Annotated in this window: 14 protein-coding genes and 1 pseudogene; 2 read left to right on the top strand and 13 right to left on the bottom strand. The window is 43.8% G+C overall.

Going from position 1 to position 18,905, the window contains the following annotated elements; translation table 11 throughout:
- Positions 1-278: 278 nt before the first annotated feature.
- Together ABD960_RS19975 and ABD960_RS19970 are read right to left on the bottom strand one after the other, a co-directional pair.
- Positions 279-1,061 (bottom strand): annotated as a pseudogene (locus ABD960_RS19975) (recombinase family protein); the annotation flags it as partial.
- A 24-nt stretch (positions 1,062-1,085) separates the two neighbouring features.
- The gene (locus ABD960_RS19970; protein WP_345334113.1) at positions 1,086-1,247 is read right to left on the bottom strand and encodes a hypothetical protein; all 162 of its coding nucleotides are present in this window, start codon (positions 1,245-1,247) and stop codon (positions 1,086-1,088) included.
- Positions 1,248-1,426: 179 nt separating this feature from the next.
- Here ABD960_RS19970 and ABD960_RS19965 point away from each other — a divergent pair, with 179 nt between their 5' ends.
- Positions 1,427-2,152, top strand: coding sequence for a hypothetical protein (locus tag ABD960_RS19965; RefSeq protein WP_345334111.1), 726 nt, complete (start codon positions 1,427-1,429; stop codon positions 2,150-2,152).
- 287 nt (positions 2,153-2,439) lie between these two features.
- Here ABD960_RS19965 and ABD960_RS19960 read toward each other — a convergent pair whose 3' ends face one another.
- From ABD960_RS19960 to ABD960_RS19930, 7 genes are all read right to left on the bottom strand, one after another.
- The gene (locus ABD960_RS19960) at positions 2,440-2,856 is read right to left on the bottom strand and encodes a hypothetical protein (RefSeq protein WP_345334109.1); all 417 of its coding nucleotides are present in this window, start codon (positions 2,854-2,856) and stop codon (positions 2,440-2,442) included.
- Between the two features lie 12 nt (positions 2,857-2,868).
- Positions 2,869-3,300, bottom strand: a complete 432-nt coding sequence (locus tag ABD960_RS19955; RefSeq protein WP_345334108.1) for a hypothetical protein — start codon at positions 3,298-3,300, stop codon at positions 2,869-2,871.
- A gap of 1 nt (position 3,301) precedes the next feature.
- On the bottom strand, positions 3,302-7,876 hold the full coding sequence (locus tag ABD960_RS19950; RefSeq protein ID WP_345334106.1) for a DUF6443 domain-containing protein: 4,575 nt from the start codon (positions 7,874-7,876) through the stop codon (positions 3,302-3,304).
- Between the two features lie 36 nt (positions 7,877-7,912).
- Positions 7,913-8,431: a hypothetical protein gene (locus ABD960_RS19945; protein ID WP_345334104.1), complete on the bottom strand. Its 519-nt coding sequence runs from the start codon at positions 8,429-8,431 to the stop codon at positions 7,913-7,915.
- A gap of 16 nt (positions 8,432-8,447) precedes the next feature.
- On the bottom strand, positions 8,448-12,104 hold the full coding sequence (locus tag ABD960_RS19940) for an RHS repeat domain-containing protein (RefSeq protein ID WP_345334102.1): 3,657 nt from the start codon (positions 12,102-12,104) through the stop codon (positions 8,448-8,450).
- A 134-nt stretch (positions 12,105-12,238) separates the two neighbouring features.
- Positions 12,239-13,657: an AAA family ATPase gene (locus ABD960_RS19935; RefSeq protein ID WP_345334100.1), complete on the bottom strand. Its 1,419-nt coding sequence runs from the start codon at positions 13,655-13,657 to the stop codon at positions 12,239-12,241.
- Positions 13,658-14,085: 428 nt separating this feature from the next.
- On the bottom strand, positions 14,086-15,285 hold the full coding sequence (locus ABD960_RS19930) for an NUMOD1 domain-containing DNA-binding protein (protein WP_345334098.1): 1,200 nt from the start codon (positions 15,283-15,285) through the stop codon (positions 14,086-14,088).
- Positions 15,286-15,592: 307 nt separating this feature from the next.
- On the opposite strand from ABD960_RS19930, the gene ABD960_RS19925 reads away from it, so the two are divergent.
- On the top strand, positions 15,593-15,796 hold the full coding sequence (locus ABD960_RS19925; RefSeq protein ID WP_345334096.1) for a hypothetical protein: 204 nt from the start codon (positions 15,593-15,595) through the stop codon (positions 15,794-15,796).
- A gap of 13 nt (positions 15,797-15,809) precedes the next feature.
- Here the strand turns inward: ABD960_RS19925 and ABD960_RS19920 are convergent, their stop codons facing one another.
- The 4 genes from ABD960_RS19920 to ABD960_RS19905 all read right to left on the bottom strand — a co-directional run bounded on the left by ABD960_RS19920 (position 15,810) and on the right by ABD960_RS19905 (position 18,845).
- On the bottom strand, positions 15,810-16,388 hold the full coding sequence (locus ABD960_RS19920; RefSeq protein ID WP_345334094.1) for a hypothetical protein: 579 nt from the start codon (positions 16,386-16,388) through the stop codon (positions 15,810-15,812).
- A gap of 16 nt (positions 16,389-16,404) precedes the next feature.
- On the bottom strand, positions 16,405-17,415 hold the full coding sequence (locus ABD960_RS19915; RefSeq protein ID WP_345334092.1) for a relaxase/mobilization nuclease domain-containing protein: 1,011 nt from the start codon (positions 17,413-17,415) through the stop codon (positions 16,405-16,407).
- The gene (locus ABD960_RS19910) at positions 17,412-17,792 is read right to left on the bottom strand and encodes a plasmid mobilization protein (protein ID WP_345334090.1); all 381 of its coding nucleotides are present in this window, start codon (positions 17,790-17,792) and stop codon (positions 17,412-17,414) included. Before ABD960_RS19910 ends, ABD960_RS19915 begins: the two co-directional genes overlap by 4 nt.
- A 117-nt stretch (positions 17,793-17,909) precedes the next feature.
- A complete protein-coding gene (locus ABD960_RS19905) occupies positions 17,910-18,845 on the bottom strand; it encodes a toprim domain-containing protein (RefSeq protein ID WP_345334088.1) in 936 nt (311 codons plus the stop codon).
- Positions 18,846-18,905: the final 60 nt, after the last annotated feature.

The raw sequence follows: 18,905 nt of genomic DNA, 5'->3' as shown, positions 1-18,905 counted from the left end.
CATGCTTCCTGAATAATTATTTTATAAAGGGTAGTCATTTCAGAGCGTGGGATGTACTTGCGTAGTTCCTGTAAAAACTGATCATTAACTCCTTCTGCCCGATGACGGAAGCGGCAACCCATAAAGCAGTGATAATATGCGTAGGTATTGCTGCGCCCCCTGGATATGCTTCCTGTAAGGATTTTGCCGCATTCTGGGCAGACTAAGAAGCCGCGTAGCGGTAAACTAGTCACTGATGCTACTTTTAGTTTATAAGGGCTTCTTTTGCGGCCGTCCAGAACATCCTGTACCTGATAATATAAATCCTCTGTTATAAGTGGTTCATGTGAGGCTTTTAGCAAACGGCTTTCTTCATCGCGATATTTAGGAAGAAATATCTTTCCGCAATAGACAGGGTTGCGGATAGCAAACCAGAAAAGGCTTTTTGTGCCTTTAAACCCTTTTTGCCGGGCTAATTTGTACACCTGCTCCGTGTTATACAGACCCTTTGCAATCTCATCAAATGCCCAGCGCATAATGCCTGCCTGTGGCTCATACGGCGCTATATACTTCCTGCCATTATCATCTGTTCTGTTTTTATAGCCGACGGGTGCAAGTCCCATGTACCTTCCTTCTTTTCGCGCCCTGCGCATACCGGTAATTACATTAAGTGCACGCCGGTCATTTTCCACCTCTGGTGCCGCCAAATAAAAGGCAAGCATCATTTTATTTTCAGGAATCGACAAATCCAGCGGCTGTTCGATAGCCTGTGGCTCAACCCCGAGTTTCCTTAATGTATTAATCATCTGGTAGGCATCGCCCGCATTGCGACTGAACCTGTCCCACTTAAGAAATAATACCAGATCAGTTTTGCCTTTATGTTTTTTAAGCTCCAGAAGGTATTTTTTCCATTCAGGGCGGTTAAAGGTTTTTGCTGAGTGATCTTCAAATATTATCATCCGGATGGTGATTTTGTTAATTTCACAATACCGGCGTAGCAGCTCTTCCTGCCCGCGTTGCGAATATCCCTTGTCTGCCTGTTCATCGGTTGAAACACGGATATATAAGTCTGCTATTTTCATATTTAGAAATTTAAAGAAATACTTTCAAAAGCCGTTGGGAGGAAAGGGCTTTTTTAAATAATTTACCACTAATATGCCGGCCAGTAAACGCATAAATTCAAGTATTAAAGCTGCTTGATCGACAGTAACCTCTATGCCGCTTTTGCGCAGCAGTTCCATAGCCTGTTCAGGCTTTAGCTTTTCCATAATGAACCCTCCACTTATCTTTCTCACTATATCCCTCTCACGGGGATCACAAAAGCTAATATACAAAATGTTTTAATGATTTAGATAAATATCAAAACATTTTTTTTAAATTTGAATATTTCATCGGCTTTAAAAAATGACCTAACCAAACATTAATAAATTTGTTACATCAGGTGAAGATGGTTGAAGACAAGAAAAAATATAAGATCAGTTACAAAACTTACTTTAATGATCGTTTAAAGGAAGTGCATTTTCATGGGGTTTATACTTATCCTTTGTACATCCAGGTAACGTTTGAACGTAAATCCATTTTTTTTAAAAGCTATTATTTTGAGCTTTTCTCAAGAGCTCGTTATCTTGTAACAGCTGCTAATATTAAAAAGGGGCCTTCAGTAAAAGATATAGCTGATAAAGAAATGGAGCTTATCGGAGCTCTTGTGAAGAAACATGAAAATGATTTTTCACTGGATGTTTTCAAAAAAGAATATAATTTTTATAGCACTGATCTGTTGGATATTAGCGAGGCGGGATTTACTGAATACATCGCCATATTTTTTCAAGATGAAGGGATGCCATCGCTGGGCAGTACTTTGTATCTGGGAGTTAAATACAACAGGGTAACTGATTTATTAAGAGATATTAAAAGAGCGTTCGATAAAAAACTTTACGATAAGTTTTTAGAAAACTCACGTTACTATGCGCCTCCATATTTACATCTGTACGGTTTTGCTAAACAGCGAAAATCAAAGCTTACCTGCCTCTCCGTCATGGAGTGGGAAAAAGAAGAAACAAAGACAACTTTTGACAGCTACCTGGATGCTTATCACAAAGATGAACACAAGGGCATTATTTATGATGGTGTTAAACGCTTAATTAATCAACTTGCACAAAGAGAAAATGGGTGATTCGTGTAGTACTTCTTTCTTCACCAGCAAAACGTAAATCTGTTACAGTTAATTTGATTAATACGCACGGCCTATATTGAGTTCCTGACAATACAGGAGTAACTAATTTATATTTATACTGGTATAGTATGTTCAAAGCTTTCTGTAGCTCGGCGCTTATTAAAGCACTTTACTCAACACTATTATAGCTCATTGAGCAGTTTTCTACAATAATGATATTGGAGTTTAATTGGTAAGTTGAGAATAAGATACTTTTTATCCTCCCAACTCAAATGAGTTATTATGTTTTATTTACTTGCAGTTTCATTTACAATTATGTGCACATAGGAATATAGATTATCTTCTTGGCCGTTCTTAATTCTTTTTATCACTTTTACGACCGGCCAACTTATTAAACCATTATCAGATAATAACCCAATACTGACTTCACCCTTTTCATCAGAGTCGTCAGTTATCCATGTGGTAGAAGGAGTGTTTTTTATAATAGTTTCGCCAACATAACTACCTAGTGCAAAAATCTTACCGCCTAGGTTATTGGAAAACAATCCATTTTTTTTCGGAATGCCTTCAATGAATTGCTCGTCAATCAACGTATCTATCAATTTTATACTGTCAACTGAATAATCTAATTTTTTTTTAAGTTCGTTTAAAGCTCTTATTAACCATTCCGAAGAACTTTTAATATCCTTTTGCAATGTCGCCATGCTGTTGATTTATTATTCACAAAGACTTAAGGTTTTTTCTAGTGCGTCAGAAATGACATCTATCGTTGCACCTGACGAAATTTCTATCTTTTGCTTTGGAAGGTAACGAAAACCACCTTTAATTCCACCATTTATTGAAGGAATGAAAATAAATTTATTGTCTTTCTCGTAAATCATGCAGTGGATAGATTGCAAATATAAATCTTCATGTCGTTTTAGATCTATGGCTTTGAGGAAACTTTCCATTGAATGATCGGTTGATTCAGCTACGTTTACTTTACTGCAATTCATTGCTATAATCACTTTATTTGCTAGCTCTTCCATCGCGACATCTTTGTCCATTTTAATGTATGGTTCAGAAGCAACGCCAAAGCCTGTAGTTGTTGTAGACTGACTATGTACTAAATAATAAGTCTTGAAAACGTATACAGAAGCTCGTTTCATTCTATTTTACGAATTGAAGATTCAACTGAATGTTATGATCATTAGCATATTTCATCGCTTCTCCTATTTGCTCCCATTGTTGAAGAGTAGCTTTACCCGGCTGTATTGCGACCTGTAATGCTTTACTTGTGAAATCAACCCCTTCAGTTATGGTCTTATTTCCCCAAGAGGCACCTTCAAAATTATCTAATTTATTTATGTAGCCTTTCAAAGTATTAAATAAATTTTTCCCTTGTAAGTAGCTCGAGGCCGTCAGATCAATGCTCTTAATACTTGTAGCAACGCCATTAACCAGTTTATCAATAATTGGAAAAGATTTTGGGAGGTTACCACCTAACATTTCCTCGATGGCAAACCCTCTTTTGGAAGGGGCTAATTCCCAAACGGAAGCCGTTTTTCCAGCTACTGCATTTTTCATTGGTGATAACGCCATTGCAATATCCGTAAAAACATGAAATGCCATAGCATATTCGGTAAATGATGCACTTCCAGAATTTCCATACTTTGAATAAAGACTCATCGCATAATTAACAGAAAATTCTATTGGCGATTGGGACATTATATGTTTAATACCTTGTATTACCTGTGAAGGATCGCGGGCTAAGTTTACACCGCCTTCTACAACATTTACTACAGCGCCTGTTATACCAGTTGCGGCTCCCATTACCTTAGCGGTAGCGCCATTAGGATTTTTAATTATATGTGCTGCAGTTTTTCCCGCTAGTTTGCCTAACAATCGAAAATCTATTCCTTCAGCACCGTCTAAATCTACGTTTTTAATCGGATCGTTTGAACAGTATTGATAGGGTGTTAACTCTAAAAACTTTTCAGCAATTGGATCGATCCGGAAAAATCTACCAACTTGTTGGTCATATTCTCGCATACCATAGTCATACCATTCCAATCCACTACCATCAGTAAACTCGTTACTTTGAATTTCTTTACTAAAAAGTTTAATCTTGTTCTGACTTCCCGCTCCTCTGCTACTTATGCCCGCCATCGTGAGCCCGAACGGATAATAATGATTCTCTTCTAAGAGCGACCCTCTCGTATGCACCACCTGTAGGTTATCAAAGAACACTTCCTCATTGCTCTCATTACTGCAGTAGATATAAAGATACCCATTCTTCGCCATCGCTATGTTCTGCAGATCGCTGTAGTGATCCTTAATATCATTCTGATCCCCCACACGGCTGAAACCGCCATCCACATACTGCAGCTGGTCATTGAACAGTATCCAGTTGATGTACGCTTTGGGCTTGCTGTCATCGCCCGTGTAATCATTGTCCTGGCCGGTCAGCAGGCCGCTGCCTAGTAACGATACAGGACTGCCATTGCCACTCATCAGGTCATCGGCTGCACCGTGCGGGTTGCTGTAGCCGCTGCCCACCACCGCTGTACCAAACAGGCCATAGATGATGTCTGATGCAGGGATGGGCGTATTGTTGTTGGGATCGTGCGCATCAAAATAATACGACTTGCCGTGGATGTCTATCTTATCGCCTGCCATTACCTTCAGCGTAATACCCAGTCCCGTAGCAGTAGTAGGGTTATCACCCTTCAGCCTGTACAACTTATCGCTCTGGCTGGTGGTAGCACTGTTGGGGTTGGGATTACTGATGCCATTGTTATTATCGTAGATGGGTATCCCCGTAGCATCCGACTGATCAAGGATATTATCAGGATCGATGGTATAGTAACCCTTTTCCACATAAGCAGCATCAGTATTGGTATTGATATCTCCTTCCAGCGTAGCTGCCGGGTAAATATCCTGCCGCTGCTCTTCAGTAATGAGGCTTCGGATATTGCCCAGGTGATCTTTGAGCATGTAATCGAACGCATAATTCATTACCAGGCCGTTCTCATCCAGCATCTCTCTTATCCTGCCCTCTTCATGACTGATGTGCAGCAGCTTGATAGGGCTATAGGTCACCGTGCTGGTAATACCGTCATGGAACTCGATGATCTCATAGACCATACCCGCCATGTAGTAGGTATGCGTCAGCTTCATATCACTACCTTGGTTAAGCACCTCTACTACCACTTTCTTTAGTTTGTTACCAGTAGCATCGTATACATAAGCAATATTCCCTTTGAGCGTAGTGATGAACGATGGCAGGTTGAGGTGGTTATAGGTAATGCCGGTGATACCCTTGTTCTCATCCGTTACCATATTGCCGTTACCATCGTAAGTGTAATCAGTGATACCGGCCGGATTAGTGGGTATAGTTGTCCCCGGTACATAGCTGTTCTTAGCTGTAAGCTGCGGATGGCTGCTGGCTGTGCGGAAGTCGCCCAGAGTGGTATTGGGGTCGTTCTGTTTGTCTATCACATTCTGCAGCTTGTTACTGTTAGACTGGTAGGTATAGTAAAGATCGTCTATAACATTACTTACGCCTCCCTTCATCCCATACTGTTGCATCCGCTTAATGTTACCATTGCCATCATAAGCCGTAGTGGGGTCAATTCCATCCCCCATCTGCATGCTGAAGTTCACTTTTGTGCTCGTAGCCCAGTTCGTACCGTTGTACTGTATAAAGTCCCCCTTCATCAGCCTGTTGGCAGCATCATACGCAAAGCCATAGGCTCTTTGCTCCTTATCTCCCTCGCTACGCCATTTAATCCCCGCGATATTGCCGTTCAGCTGGCTTTGGGTAAAACCCCGGTCATAGCTCAGCTCCATCCCGAAATAACGGTCCCCCTGGCTGCCTGTAGCCCCTGCATAGTCCTTGTTGATGCCCGTGAGCCAGCCGCGGATATTGTAGTTGTAGTCTGCTGTAGCCAGCGGTGTACTGGTAGTATTGGGCTTTGTACCCAGCTGCTTTTGCTTTAATTGACCCAGCGCATCATAGCTCAGCTGCGAGATTGTCTTCTCTGTTCCACCGTTGATCTTCTTTTTGATGCCTGTCAACCTACCTGCATCGTCATAGCTGTGCTTGGTGAGCAGTTGCTTAATGCCAGCCGCAGGGTGCCACTGGTACTGGTGGGTCCTGAGCACCTTGCCGCTAAAGTCATACTGTGTGGTCATGTAATCATAGCCACCGTCGATGTTGGTAGCTTTTTTTTGTATGGGTCTTCCCTTGTCATCATAGAATGTTACAGTATAAAGCCAGATACTGGTCTCCAGTACTTTTACCTTACTGCCGGTTACCATACCTTTTACGGCACTGCTCTGTACCACCGCCTGTGCATAGTCGGGTGCCGTGTTAAAGCTGCTGATATAGTCTGCGCTGCCCGTATAGGCTGTGTTGAGCGTAGCACTGATACCGCTAATGCCCGATGGCACCCAGCTATAATCATCATAATAAGTCTGTGTCAGCAACTCCCAGCCGCTGCCGGGTTGGGTACTGACAGTAAAAGGGTAAGCCGACGAGGTATTGGCAGCCGTTGCATGTTGTGCAAAACTGTAGCTGTTCACTGTGCTGTTGTTCACGAGGCCTGTAGCCAGAGGACGGTTCAATACATCGTAAAGCGTCACCATCCATTTGCTTTGTAAACGCAGGTTGGCATCCTGCATCATCACCAGCCGGTCGCGCTGGTCATACACCATATACACTTCACCCGCACCCGGTACCTTCTTTACACTCATGCGACTGCGGTAGTCATAATCATAACGGAAACAGAGCTCACTCATCATAGTCAGCGCTGCAGTGGTACTGAGCACGGGCCAGTTGTTGGTTACCAGCCATTCAGTAGCCTTTGGCGGGAATACAAAACGTAGGCGGTTGAGGGCGTCATACAAGTAATATGTGCAAAGCCAGCCGGTGTGACTAGTTAAGACTGCAGCACTATTTTGGCTGACTTCTATTTTCTTTAATACTACAAGTCCAGATTTATCCTTATATTCTACCACTCTTTTTCCATTTTCATCCACAGTTATCAGCCTGTCCAACTGGCCTGCACCATAATAGTCAAGGCTCACCGGCTGGGTACCTGCACCCATGCCGATGGTCCAAATGATGACCTCAGGATAGGTGTTAAGTTCATAGTTTAAACTAGTCCCTTTATTGCTGCCCGCCCAGCTGTTGCCGGGGGCTAAAGTTTTAGTAGGCCGGTTCATGGGCGAAGGCTCAAACACCGTTTGCCCGTAGAATACCTGCTCACCCTGGCCGTATAAAGGATTGTTCGTGTTGGTATTGCTGTAAAAAGCCTGCTGGTCAGCAAACGGATCCGGTTTAAACGTTCCGGTGCCTGCGGTAGCCACATAAGGCAGGTATTTATAACCTTCCCTCCCAAACTCATCATACAGACTCATGGTCACCATATCGTAGCCGCCCGGCGCCATACCCTTTACTACCGTCTGCACCGGCCTGCCCAAACCATCAAAATATCCCGTAGCCTGCTTTACCTCCCGCACCGTGCGCGAGGTGGAGATCACATCCGCCTCGTTCTGTAATGGGATAGCTGGCTCCCAACTGCGGGTATAGTTCACCGGCATTCCGGTCATGTATGCACCCGGCGTGGGAGCGACCGTTACTGTGGGTGATGGTGCAGTAGCTGCATTGTTAGGCTTGATCTGCGATTTTGCTGATACAGCACCAAGTATAGTCAAGGCAGTCAATAAATAATTACGCATAGCTGTTTTGTTGAGCGGTTAAATAGTTGAGTTGGTTTACTGGTTGATGTGGCGGTGGATAGCATTCTGTATGACAGAGTCCAGCGGCGATACCCGGCTGTTGAACAGGCCGGTGATCTTCCCTGTCTCATCTATCAATATCTTCTGATAGTCTTTGGTGATCTTTACATCAGATACACCGTTGGCTGCAGTGTTAGCGAGCCAGCTATAGACAGGATAAAGGTTGTTTCCGCTCACATACGTAAGTGTAGCCACCGGGAAGCTCACCTGCACGCTATCGGTAAAATACTGCACCAGCTGCGCACTGTCTTTTGGCTCATGGCCAAAACTGTTGGAAGGGAAAGCAATGATCTGTAAGCTGTCATGATATTGGTTATACAGTTGCTGCAGCTCGGCAATCTGTTGCTTGTATGGGCTGCCGGTAGCAATGTTTACCAGCAGCATCTTTTTACCGCTGTAGCTGCTGAGGGAGACCGTATTGCCGTTCAGCGTCTGCACGCTGAAGCTGTATATGCTGATGATCGTTGTGATCAAAATACTCAGTAAATAGTTCATATCAGTTTGTTGTTGATTAGTCTTCGAATATTAAACAGGGCATCGCATTCATCTCAGTATAGCTGCCCACGAGTGTATTATCGCTGAAGTGGTAAGAATAAGTGCATTCCCATGCATTAGGACCGGTCTGCACAGAAGCCGTGTAGTATTTTACACCGGTCTCGCACACGCCATTGATGCACTTTTGATTGGGACCCCAGCAACTGGCAGGGCTGCACATATCGGGCGCAGGGCCGTTGGTAACAATGGTCTCCGTGCAGTCCGTCTGCTGCCCCAGGTAGTTATAGCAAAGCTTCTTCAGAATATTGTTGTCCTTATCGCGCACCAGCTTCAGCCGGTTATAACTGTCATATTCATAATACATGGTCTTACCGGTGGGGTCTGTCTCGCTGGTAGTGCCCACCTGAGGTGCATAAGTGTAAGTGCTTACCAGTGTACTGCCGGTAAGGTAAGTGCGCAGCTTGTTCAGCTCGGTACGCAGGGCATTGTCACCGGCCGGGTTATCCAGCACATTCAGGTCAATACCGCTCGTGCTGATGGCATTGGCATAGGTGCTGCCGGCTATTTTGGCTACCGGGTAGGTCTTGTGGTAACCATAAATAAAGGCCACCGGCACACCGTCTTTCGCAGTGTACTGTAATAGGTTGCCTTTATCATCATAGGCATCAAAAGTGAGTTCCGTTTCAGGAGTGCTGCCCTGTATAGAGCGTTGCAGGGTGGCGGGTGCAATCAGTGTATTGCTGTTGTACAACCCGTAGTTCGTAAGTGTGCGCAGCAGCGTACCGTTGGTCTGCTCCGGCGGTACGGCTGATTTGCTTTCCACGGGGTAGTTTAGCATATTTTTCGGGAACATATCACTGTACAGCGGGTTGGTCACATCCGAAGCGTAATAGGTCGTGTATTTACGGTCTTCTCCTGTGCTGGTAGTGGTACTTACAGTACGCAGGTAATGCTGTCCGTTATATTCTTTTGCTGTTGTTACCGTTTTCTGTATGCCGTTCTCAAAAGTCTTTAGGGTATTAGATGCCTCCTCTGCATAAGTCACATGCATAAAATACTGCTCTGCCACATAATAGGTACAGTTATAATAAATGGCACTGGAAATAGTGCCTGCTTTCAGGTTCCGGTTATCCACCTGGCTGATCAGGCTGTTATCTGTTTTACTATAGGTAATTGTTTGCTCAGATTTTATGGCACCATATTTATCTTTCACTACCTGTTTAGTAAGTAGTCCGCTGAAGTTCGGTATGTCCTGCACCGGTGCATAAGGATAGTTTCCATTGCCACCTGCAGCCATAACTACCGGATCAAAATCTCTTTCCGTTACAGCACCGTCTATTTCCTGCTCTGTAACGTGTGTATAAACCAAGGGCGAACCATCCAAAAAGGTCATTGTTTGTGTTGGATTGCTGGTATTATTGATATGCTTTGTATGATAAAAAACCGCGTCTGCATAAGTAAGATCTGTTTCATCAAGACCAGTCCGATGGTATTGATAGTTATTTACTCTTGTAAGTGTTGCAGATGAATTCCCATTAGCTAAATTATAGCTGTATTGTTTGGCGACCGTTCTGCCGCCACCATCGTTGGCTGTGATCTTCTTTACCCGGAGGCCGCCTGCCAACTTATCCTGTAAAGGAATATGATAGGTGGCGATGGCTGTTGCCTGGAAAGGATAGGAATAACCGCAAAGAATGGTTGTGTCGTAATTAAACCTGACCTTGTATGTTTTACCAAGAGGCAGATCCAACTCTCTTTTAGCGCCATTGAGCATCTCGCCATAAGGCACACTTACGGTTATATTTACCGACAAGTCTGTGCTATACACATCTATACTGGCATTTTGTACATCCTGCTGGTTCTCAAAACAGGGCTGTGGTGCATTGGGATCAGGCACAGGTCTGGGACCGTATTCCTGCGCTTTAAATAAGAAATCGATTTTGCTGGCAACTCTTCCCGGCAGAGAAATATTATAAGAATTGCCAAATTCGTACGACTGCCATGCAAGTGAGTTACTGGTCTTTTTATCCACGTAATAATTCAATGAAGAAAAGGCACGGTTACACTCATATTCAAAGCTGGTAAAGCCGCCGGTAGGGTAGGTAATTTTCTCCAGCACTCCTGCTTTTACATATATAGAGTCTGGAGCGCGGTTACCCCCTTCTACCCATCTGCCATAAGTTGTATCAATAAAATATTCTTCATCTTCCAGTTGAAACTCCGGGACTTTCCATGCGTTGTTTCTCGCCGGGTCAACATTGTATCCCCAAAGATCAAGATTGTTGGAATAACGGGGATTCAGTGGCAGGGAGTTATAGGTGAAAGTTGTTGGTTTTGATAATAGGCCGTCCTTCGATAACTCGGTTACATTATCCAGTCGGAGCCTTTTACTGTAATCATTACCGGATCCATAAGCTAAAGGAAAATTTGGTACGTTACCTGATGCAATGAAATAAGAATAATTAAGACTAAATTTTTTTACTGTCGCATTATTATAATCTTTCACTGTTATGCCCGATAATGCTTTTGTACCTGTATAGTCATCGCGGCTAAAATTATGCTCAAATTGAACAGTACTTCCATCAGGAAAAGAAACACTTACAGGAACGGGATTCAGACTGCTGATAACTTGGTGGCTGTATATATAACTTTCCCGCTTTCTATGAGGAATTACCTGCTGAATCGACTTGGCTGCTTCTGTAATCTGGTAAACTTGGCTTTCACTAAAGCCGCCTTCATACTTGACAGGATTAGTACTTAGCTGGCTATTTGTGTATTGTATTGTTATAGAATCTTTCGTATTGGGATCCAGGATTTTGGTCAGTAGCCAGCCGCAGGTTCCCTGTGTATTGGCGCCCGAACCGGATAATGCAGGTGTTTCAGAAAATGATTGGGATGCCTGCTCCTCTCTAAAATCAAAAGTGTACACCAGTCCTTTGTCGTCTGTAATGATAAATGCACTGAGACTACCCGACGGCTGTCCTCCTGAATAGGCAGCATATAATGGCTGGATCTTTACATTCGTCAGTTCCAGCGGAATAATATTCTTCTGCTTATCAAAGATAAACCGGCCTGAACCACCACTGCAACTAAAGCTAAAAATATCCTGTTCACCGTCCAGCCACCCTTCTACGAGTTGTTTTACTGTATCAGAATAAGGTACATTATATTGTGTAATAGCAACCAGCGGCGAAAAGCTTTGCTGGTCCAACACTTGAGAACTGGTAAAATGATACCCTCCGGTATATCCCGTAAGAGCAATCTGCGGCAATACCGGCATATACATAAACCCATGTGCAGGATCATCATCCGGTAGCCCGCGGATAGTGCGTGATACTCTACCCAAGCCAGTCAAAGCCCAGCCCAGTCCTGTGCTGGGAGCCATGTCTTCCACTTTGTTACCACCTGCATGGTAGCTTAAACCCAGGCTAAACTCCAGCTTACCCCGCTTCCATGACCAGAAGGGATAAGAAATATTGGGCACACCGGTAGAATAGTTCACCGGCACCACACCAAATTTTTCAATGGCTGCAGCCTCCGGTGTTGGCGGGATGATCTTAGGGATCTCTGTATTCAGGTTTGGTCCGTAAGGCTGCGCATGCAGCAGCTGCACACATGGCAACAGCAACAAAGCCAGCAAGACTTTCAGCAGTAGTACAGTTGTTTTCTTCATACCTGTCCTGGTTTATCTTAATTGTTAGTTTATTTTTAGTTGAATGATTGCCTTATCGGTGTCCGTTTATTCATGTTCGTTTTTCACATTTCACTTTTCACATTTTTGCCTTTTGACATTTTTGCCTTTTGACTTTACAATCCCCATCCCACCCTGAACCTGAATGCAGGCCCCGGTAGTGTCTGGCTGTTGTGTAATAAGTCATAGAAGAAAGAGGTCTTTAGCTCCTTCTTCCCTTTAATCTTCGTCTTTTTCGTGATACCAATCAGCCCGCTTTTCTGCCAGGCATCGAGGTTCTTTAGTGTGGCCTGCAGGTCACTCATCCGCTGGTTGTAGTTCAGCTCATACCCTCCGCTCATCCAGATGCTACCCTTCAGCTTCATATCGAGGTAAGTCCGGAATCCGATGCCCTCATGGGTAAGCTTAATGTGGCTCAACGGCTGGCCCCAGCCCAAGCGGTACGCAACTCCGATTCCAACAACAGAAGCACCGGATATTTTATAACCTATGTTTAGTCCTATATCTGTAATACTGGGCAGCCATCGGTTACTTTTCTGGCTCTGCAGGTTAACGCCGTATTCCAGCCTTTTCCAGAAGCTTTTGGTTTTCTCGGGGTTCGGCTTAAAGTCGGGCATGTCTGCCGCATCGGCTGAGTTAGAGATGCCCAGTTTACTGGCTTTGTCTTTTAAGGTATTCAGTTGGGCTTGTGCGGCCTGCATCTGCTGGTTTAAATACTGTTGCGGGTTCATCATATTCCCCAATCCCTGGTTACCGTTCCCCGATCCTGTATTGGGCATACTTCCCAAGCGCTGCTGCAATTGCTGGGTCACCGATGCCCTTGTCTGCAATCCTGCCAGGCTCGCTGGCGTTCCATAGTTCTCCGGTACACCAAACAGCTTTGCCAGCACACTGTTCTTTTTAATAAAGTTCTTGTACAGCTTGCTGTTCCGCAGCATAGCCATTGCCTTTGCCTCCAGCTTCTTGCGGTCTTTGAGCAATGCTTTGTATTCGTTCAGCTGCTGGTTGTAGTAATAGACTTGTTTGTTATAGCCTTCTAATTGTTTCACCATACCCAGCTCTTTCAACTTGCCGGTGAGTTGCTGTTTCCGCTCGTTAAGTTGTTGCTTAATGGTATTACTGATCTGAAGTTTGCTTTCGTATTGCTGCAGCAGTTGCCTGGCTTCTGCCAGTTGCTTGGGGTCGGCCTTGCCTTCCAGGTAGCGCAGCGTGGTCCTGAGCGTATCTAATGCAGGAATGTATTCTTTCAGTTGCTGTGTGGTATCATTGCCTTTGAGCTGCTGCTCCCATTTATCGTAAGTAGCGGTGCTGTTATTAAAGAGTTGTTTTGCAGCGGTTGTGTCTTTCTTGCTGACTTCTTTCTGTAATTTCTGCTCCTGCTTCCTGATCCCTTTCAGCCATTTTGCGAGTCCCTTGCCCGTTGACTTGTCCAGGCCCGCAAGTCTTGACTGCACACTATGCACAAAGCCATCAATGTCCTTTGTAGAAAGTGCGGTATCGGCCGGGTCTTGTGCTTGTAAGCATTGTGCTAACAAAAGCAGTGTTAGAAAAAGGAAAGGTCGCAATTCGGTTTGGTCAACACCTGTTTTGGTTGTAAAGTGTTGTTCAGCGAAAGTAGAATGGTTTGTTTCACCAACAAATTAAATTTTTTCTGTTGTTTAAAATCAGTTGTATTCCAATGGATAGTTTTTTATAAAATATCATACACTGTGCTCAATATCATTAAATTATCACCTATATTAAAAAATACAATCCTTGAAACATACTTATAAAAAATATTTGTTTTACACACTTCTGGGTAGAAGAAGGGTTCATTTATAAGCCTTGACAATATTATACATGATTTAAAGAAATGTTCCGGTAAAAACTTGTCTTTCAGGCTGAATTAGTCAATATCCAAAATATAAAAGTGACCTGTTTTAACTCTGTATATTAGTCGTTGCTGACCGGTATTGTGAACCGTTTATTCTTCGACTTTTACAAATTTCCAGTTGAATCCGCCGCAATATCGCGAGGCACCGTGTAAGGCTCCGGATAGTGTTGCATTATTAACTCCGATTGAAACGGCAGCAGCTTTTACGCTTTCAAAATTTCTTATAAACCTGCCATCCTTTGTGTATTGTGCAACTGCTTTTTTCTTCCGGATGCTTCGTAATGATTCCCCTGTAAGAACTCCTGAAGTATCTATCCTTGCACCTCCATGTCCTTCGCGCCACAGGTAGCCCAAGGCGCTTGCTCTTTTACCCTTGATACAGTTGGTAAGATCGGATCTGTTTACACCCGTTGCGGCGCTGGCATCTTTTAAGGTAGGAAATATAGCAAGCCTTTTGCCATTCATGTTGTACTGTGTCACTGGTTTACCCATCAGCAGCTTGTACCGTTCCCTTTTATGCTGTAGTTTTTTTGCAAAGTCAATATTCTTTTCTGCACCGTACCGCCACGCGAACCCGCCAGCGGTCAGTTCATAACCGGCTGCAATTTGCCGGATACGCGATTCGCTGATTCCTTTATCAATAGCAGCTTCACCGGCTGAACGATATGTTTTTAACAGTCTGCCTTGCGTGTCATAACAACTTATTTTCTTTGTTCTTTTGGCTGTGGCCTCATTTCTTTTTTTAATTGTTTCCTCGGCATGACTACTGGCAAGAAAATTATTGTTTCGGCCTCTTTGGTGCATCCGCTTGTGGACAAAGCTTTGATCGGCAAGCAGTAGGTTTGATAGACGTAAATCCAGCGTATCACCGTTTTTACAAATGACCAGTTTATGCTTTTCTATTTCTGTGATAGGTGCTATGAAGCTATGATATAAAAGCCTGGCCAGCAGAAAACAGTGCGAACTGACTTTATAGCGCAGGTTTATTACGGGATACGCGTAGTAATCACCGACTGCATGGTTATACGCAATGTTTAATGCTGGTCTAAGACAGCGTGCAGGATGGTGCCTTAACCTGCCGTCACTGAAAAGCTGCTCATAGTCATTATGCCAGACCCTTCCTTTATTGGATATGAAAAAAATGTCATCCATACCTTCAATGACAGCCCATTTTTCGCCTTTCAGATTCGTCAGCCTTTGATCAACAAAAGGATACTTAAGGGCATTCAATCCTTGAATAATTTTTTTTGAGGACAACATGGCGTTGGGTTTCTGAGTGTGCAATTTCATTTCATCTAAGATAAACCCTATACATCAACAGAAATTCAGATTATTAGGTGAACCTAAAACTATCCGAGGGAGATAAAGACGAAAACTTTAATTTGCCGCCGATAAAGATATTACTGTAGCGGTTTACTTGGTCCCTGGCAGAAACTTAGGAACTTTCAAAAACAGGAGGACATGAGTGAAATACGCTCGCGTTAACGCGCGGGTGCACTTATTCCTGTAGGTTTCCTAAGACCTCTGCCAGATAAGCTGCCCCGCGTCTTTTTTTGCAGCACAGGTGACCCGCGCAATACCCTGCTAAACCTGGCCTATGCAACCTGATGAACATTTCGACGGTTTTCCCTTCAAAGCGGAAGAAGTCAAAAGGTACATTGCAGTTAAGGGACTTGTTTCTATGCTGCTGACCAACGGCTCTTTTTTTCACTATGAACCGGCTGACGAAACGGCTTTTCTTAACTGGCTAAAATACCACCGGGTCGAAGACCTGCGAAAAAATTACCCTGATGAAAAGTAGAAAAGAAAATGATTTATCGGGTATTCTGATATTCTTTCTGCTCCTGGAGTACGCTTTTCTGATAAGCTTTTTCCATTGACTTTTTAACTGCTTTATTGCTGCTATCATACAAATATCCCCATGCGTTGCGGAGACGTTCCTGCCGCAACAATTCTATCCTGACGGCTTGCTGCCTTTCAGTGGAGTGTATAGCCCATTTATAAAGGTTGTTGATACAAAGCATTACTGTCAGCCATACCAGCCATCGGCTGAATACGATTTTGTAAAATAGCTTTGCATCCTGTTCAGGGAACAGCAGGATCTGTATTTTTTTGCTCTCCTGTTTTCGTTCTTCCTGCTCTGGCTTTTGTAAGCCAGCAACAGCCTGTGTAATGGCGCTTTGAACGCTTTTAATGATTGCTGCATTATCAGTAGTTGGCTGCTGAACGCCTGCAGAATTTTCCGATTTTTCAAGCTTGGTTGTCAGCCCGTTTATCACAGTTACCAGGTCACTGATTACCTGGTTATGTTGTTGCTGCTCGCGCGTAAAGTCTTCCAGCACGATCTCCAGCACTTCTTTTTTAATTGTTCTTTTTGTTTGATCTGGTTCCATAGTTTTCTGTTTGGATTTAATGACCGAGGTATTTTCTCTTTTTCTTTTTCTTCATTGCGCGTTGCAGGTCGTAATTGTAGTTCCCATCATCCTGCTCCGGTTTGAGCAGTATTTCCAGTAACCGCTCGAGATGGTGCTGTGAAGCAGACTTTATTTCCTGCAAGGGTTGCCCTGTACTTCTATCAGGTGCATATATCCGCCCGTCAGAAATAGTGACAGGTACATTTGCAGGCAATTGTTGGGTCGTCTTTACTTTGGATAGTTCTTGCTGCAACGCAAGGATCTTTTCAATTTTCGCCAACGAAAAACCTACCTCGCTGCCTTTTACTTTAACTTTTTTGTCGTCCATAAATGATATGCCTCTTCCTTTGATGAGCTGATAACCGCATGCTTTCATCCGTTGCTCAAAGTCTGCGTAGCTGTTTACTCCTGATAGGATATGGCTGATATCTTGGCGCAATTTTTCTTTGCGTTTATCGTGGCGTGGTAAGCTGCGTTGCTCCGCCGGTAAAAATGCCCGGGGGCTTAATACTTTCTGAAGGCTGTACCGGTTTTCCATCCTGCGGCAGAATGCAGCCATGCGCCGGTAATTATTGCTGTCTGATACAGCCCTGCCATCAAAGCCCACCCGGTTGGCAGCAATATGAATGTGCTGCTCTTTTGTGTCCTTGTGTAATACGCAGATATACTGGTGGTCAGCTATACCGAATTCTGCCGCACAAGCCTGACCGATCTCGGCGAGTTGTGCACGGTTTAATTGTTCGCCTGGTGCCAACCGCAGCGATAAATGTAAGACTGGTTTTTCCACCCTGCGGCTGAGTTTCTGTACGTCATTGAACTGTTTGGTGAGCTCATTTTTATCACCAAAACAGCGGTTATATTCCAGTACTTCCGCGCGGCCCCGATGCTTTACCCCATCCTGTAAAGACAACGACTTTTTCTGTTCCTCCGACAACTCTTTTTTATCTTCCAGTACGTAACGAATGAGATGATAAAAGGATGCGCCGATTGATACATGGCCTATCATTGCAGGAAGGTTTTAATATCCATTGCCAGCGCCTGAAGCTGACCTGATTGCAGCTTTAGCTCCGCCCGCTCGATGACACTTAGCTCATCAATACCATTACGTTTTTTTGCAAGCTGATTCAAGTTTGCTGCAAGGTGATTGAGCGTTGCTGTGAAGTTTAAAATTTCCTGCGGAAACGCTTTTTTGCGTATGTCAATCTTTCCTCCTAGTGCCATCTCGCGGAGATATTCAGAGATCGACAGGCCGACACTTTTTGCTTTTTCGACTATCAATTGCCGTTCAGCGGCGGAGCATTTAAGCGCTAAAAAAATGTTCCGCTTGACCTCCTTTTTTGGACGCCCGCCCTTATTCTTAAAAATAGTTTCCTGCTGCTCCATATCTTTCTCACTTTACTTTTTGAATGCGATAGCATGAAAAAAATCTACCTAATCCGCCCTAAGGCGGATTAGGGCCAGCGTTTTGGTTAAACCAAAACATAGCTGGCTACCTGAACTCTAAAAACTCCTCCTAACTCCGAGGCCCTTTTTCAAGCGTGGCGGCTGCCTTTTAAGCCACTCGTTCAAATCCTTTAAACCGTCATAGACTGCGCTTAAATCTTTGTACTTTTTGTTGTCATTTACCACTAACTGCTGTGTAGCTTTTATACCACTGTTATCATTGTCCAGGTACAGAAAAACCTGCGCGTGTTTATCCATTAACGGCTTTGCTCTCTCTAAGAAAGCAAGGCTGTTTAACACCAGAAAATTTGTCAGTGGAAGCGTCTTTGAAGCGTTTATTTCAAGCAAAGAGAGGTAATTAAAAAATCCTTCAAATACCGTCAGGGATGTTGCTCCTTCATCAATAAAACTGATGTCCTTTGGAGAACTGCTACCCTTGAAATGAGCATTTCTCAACTCATATCCACCCGCGTTATTGGGGAAGCCAATAGCGGTATTTTTCCTGCCGTATAATTGAAAATCCACCTCCTTGCAATAACGGCCGCAGACGGCCAGCGATATGTATCTTTCTGCCGCATACCGAATTAAATCCGGTTGCTGGATAGGTCGTGTTTTCAGGATAAGAATACGGCTATCTGTACTGTTTTCAGCTTCTGAAAGGAAGCTTTTTTCTGCCGGTAAGATTGCTTTATTTTGGTGCTGGTGAAAAGAGAAATCATTAACCTGCGTAGTAAGTTTTTGTAGCAATTGCGAGACAGTACAATTGTAATAGGTAATACCAAAATTAATTAGATCGCCACCCTTACCGGTGCCGTGGTCGTACCACAAATTCTTAATTCTGTCAACCTTAAAGGAGGCTGTTTTCTCCTGGCGGAACGGGGAGCAGAACCAATAAGCCGGGTGTCTTACCCGCTGCGGCTCATGTCCAAGTAAGGACAGGTATAATACCATATCAAGTGCTTTCGCTTCATCACAATTTATTGTTTTCATCATCACCACATTTTTCGAGCACACACTATTCTTTGCTTATCAGAGCACCAGCTATCAATTACT

Source organism: Mucilaginibacter defluvii, assembly GCF_039543225.1.
Taxonomy (GTDB): Bacteria; Bacteroidota; Bacteroidia; order Sphingobacteriales; family Sphingobacteriaceae; genus Mucilaginibacter; species Mucilaginibacter defluvii.
This window is presented reverse-complemented; position numbering and strand designations above follow the sequence as displayed.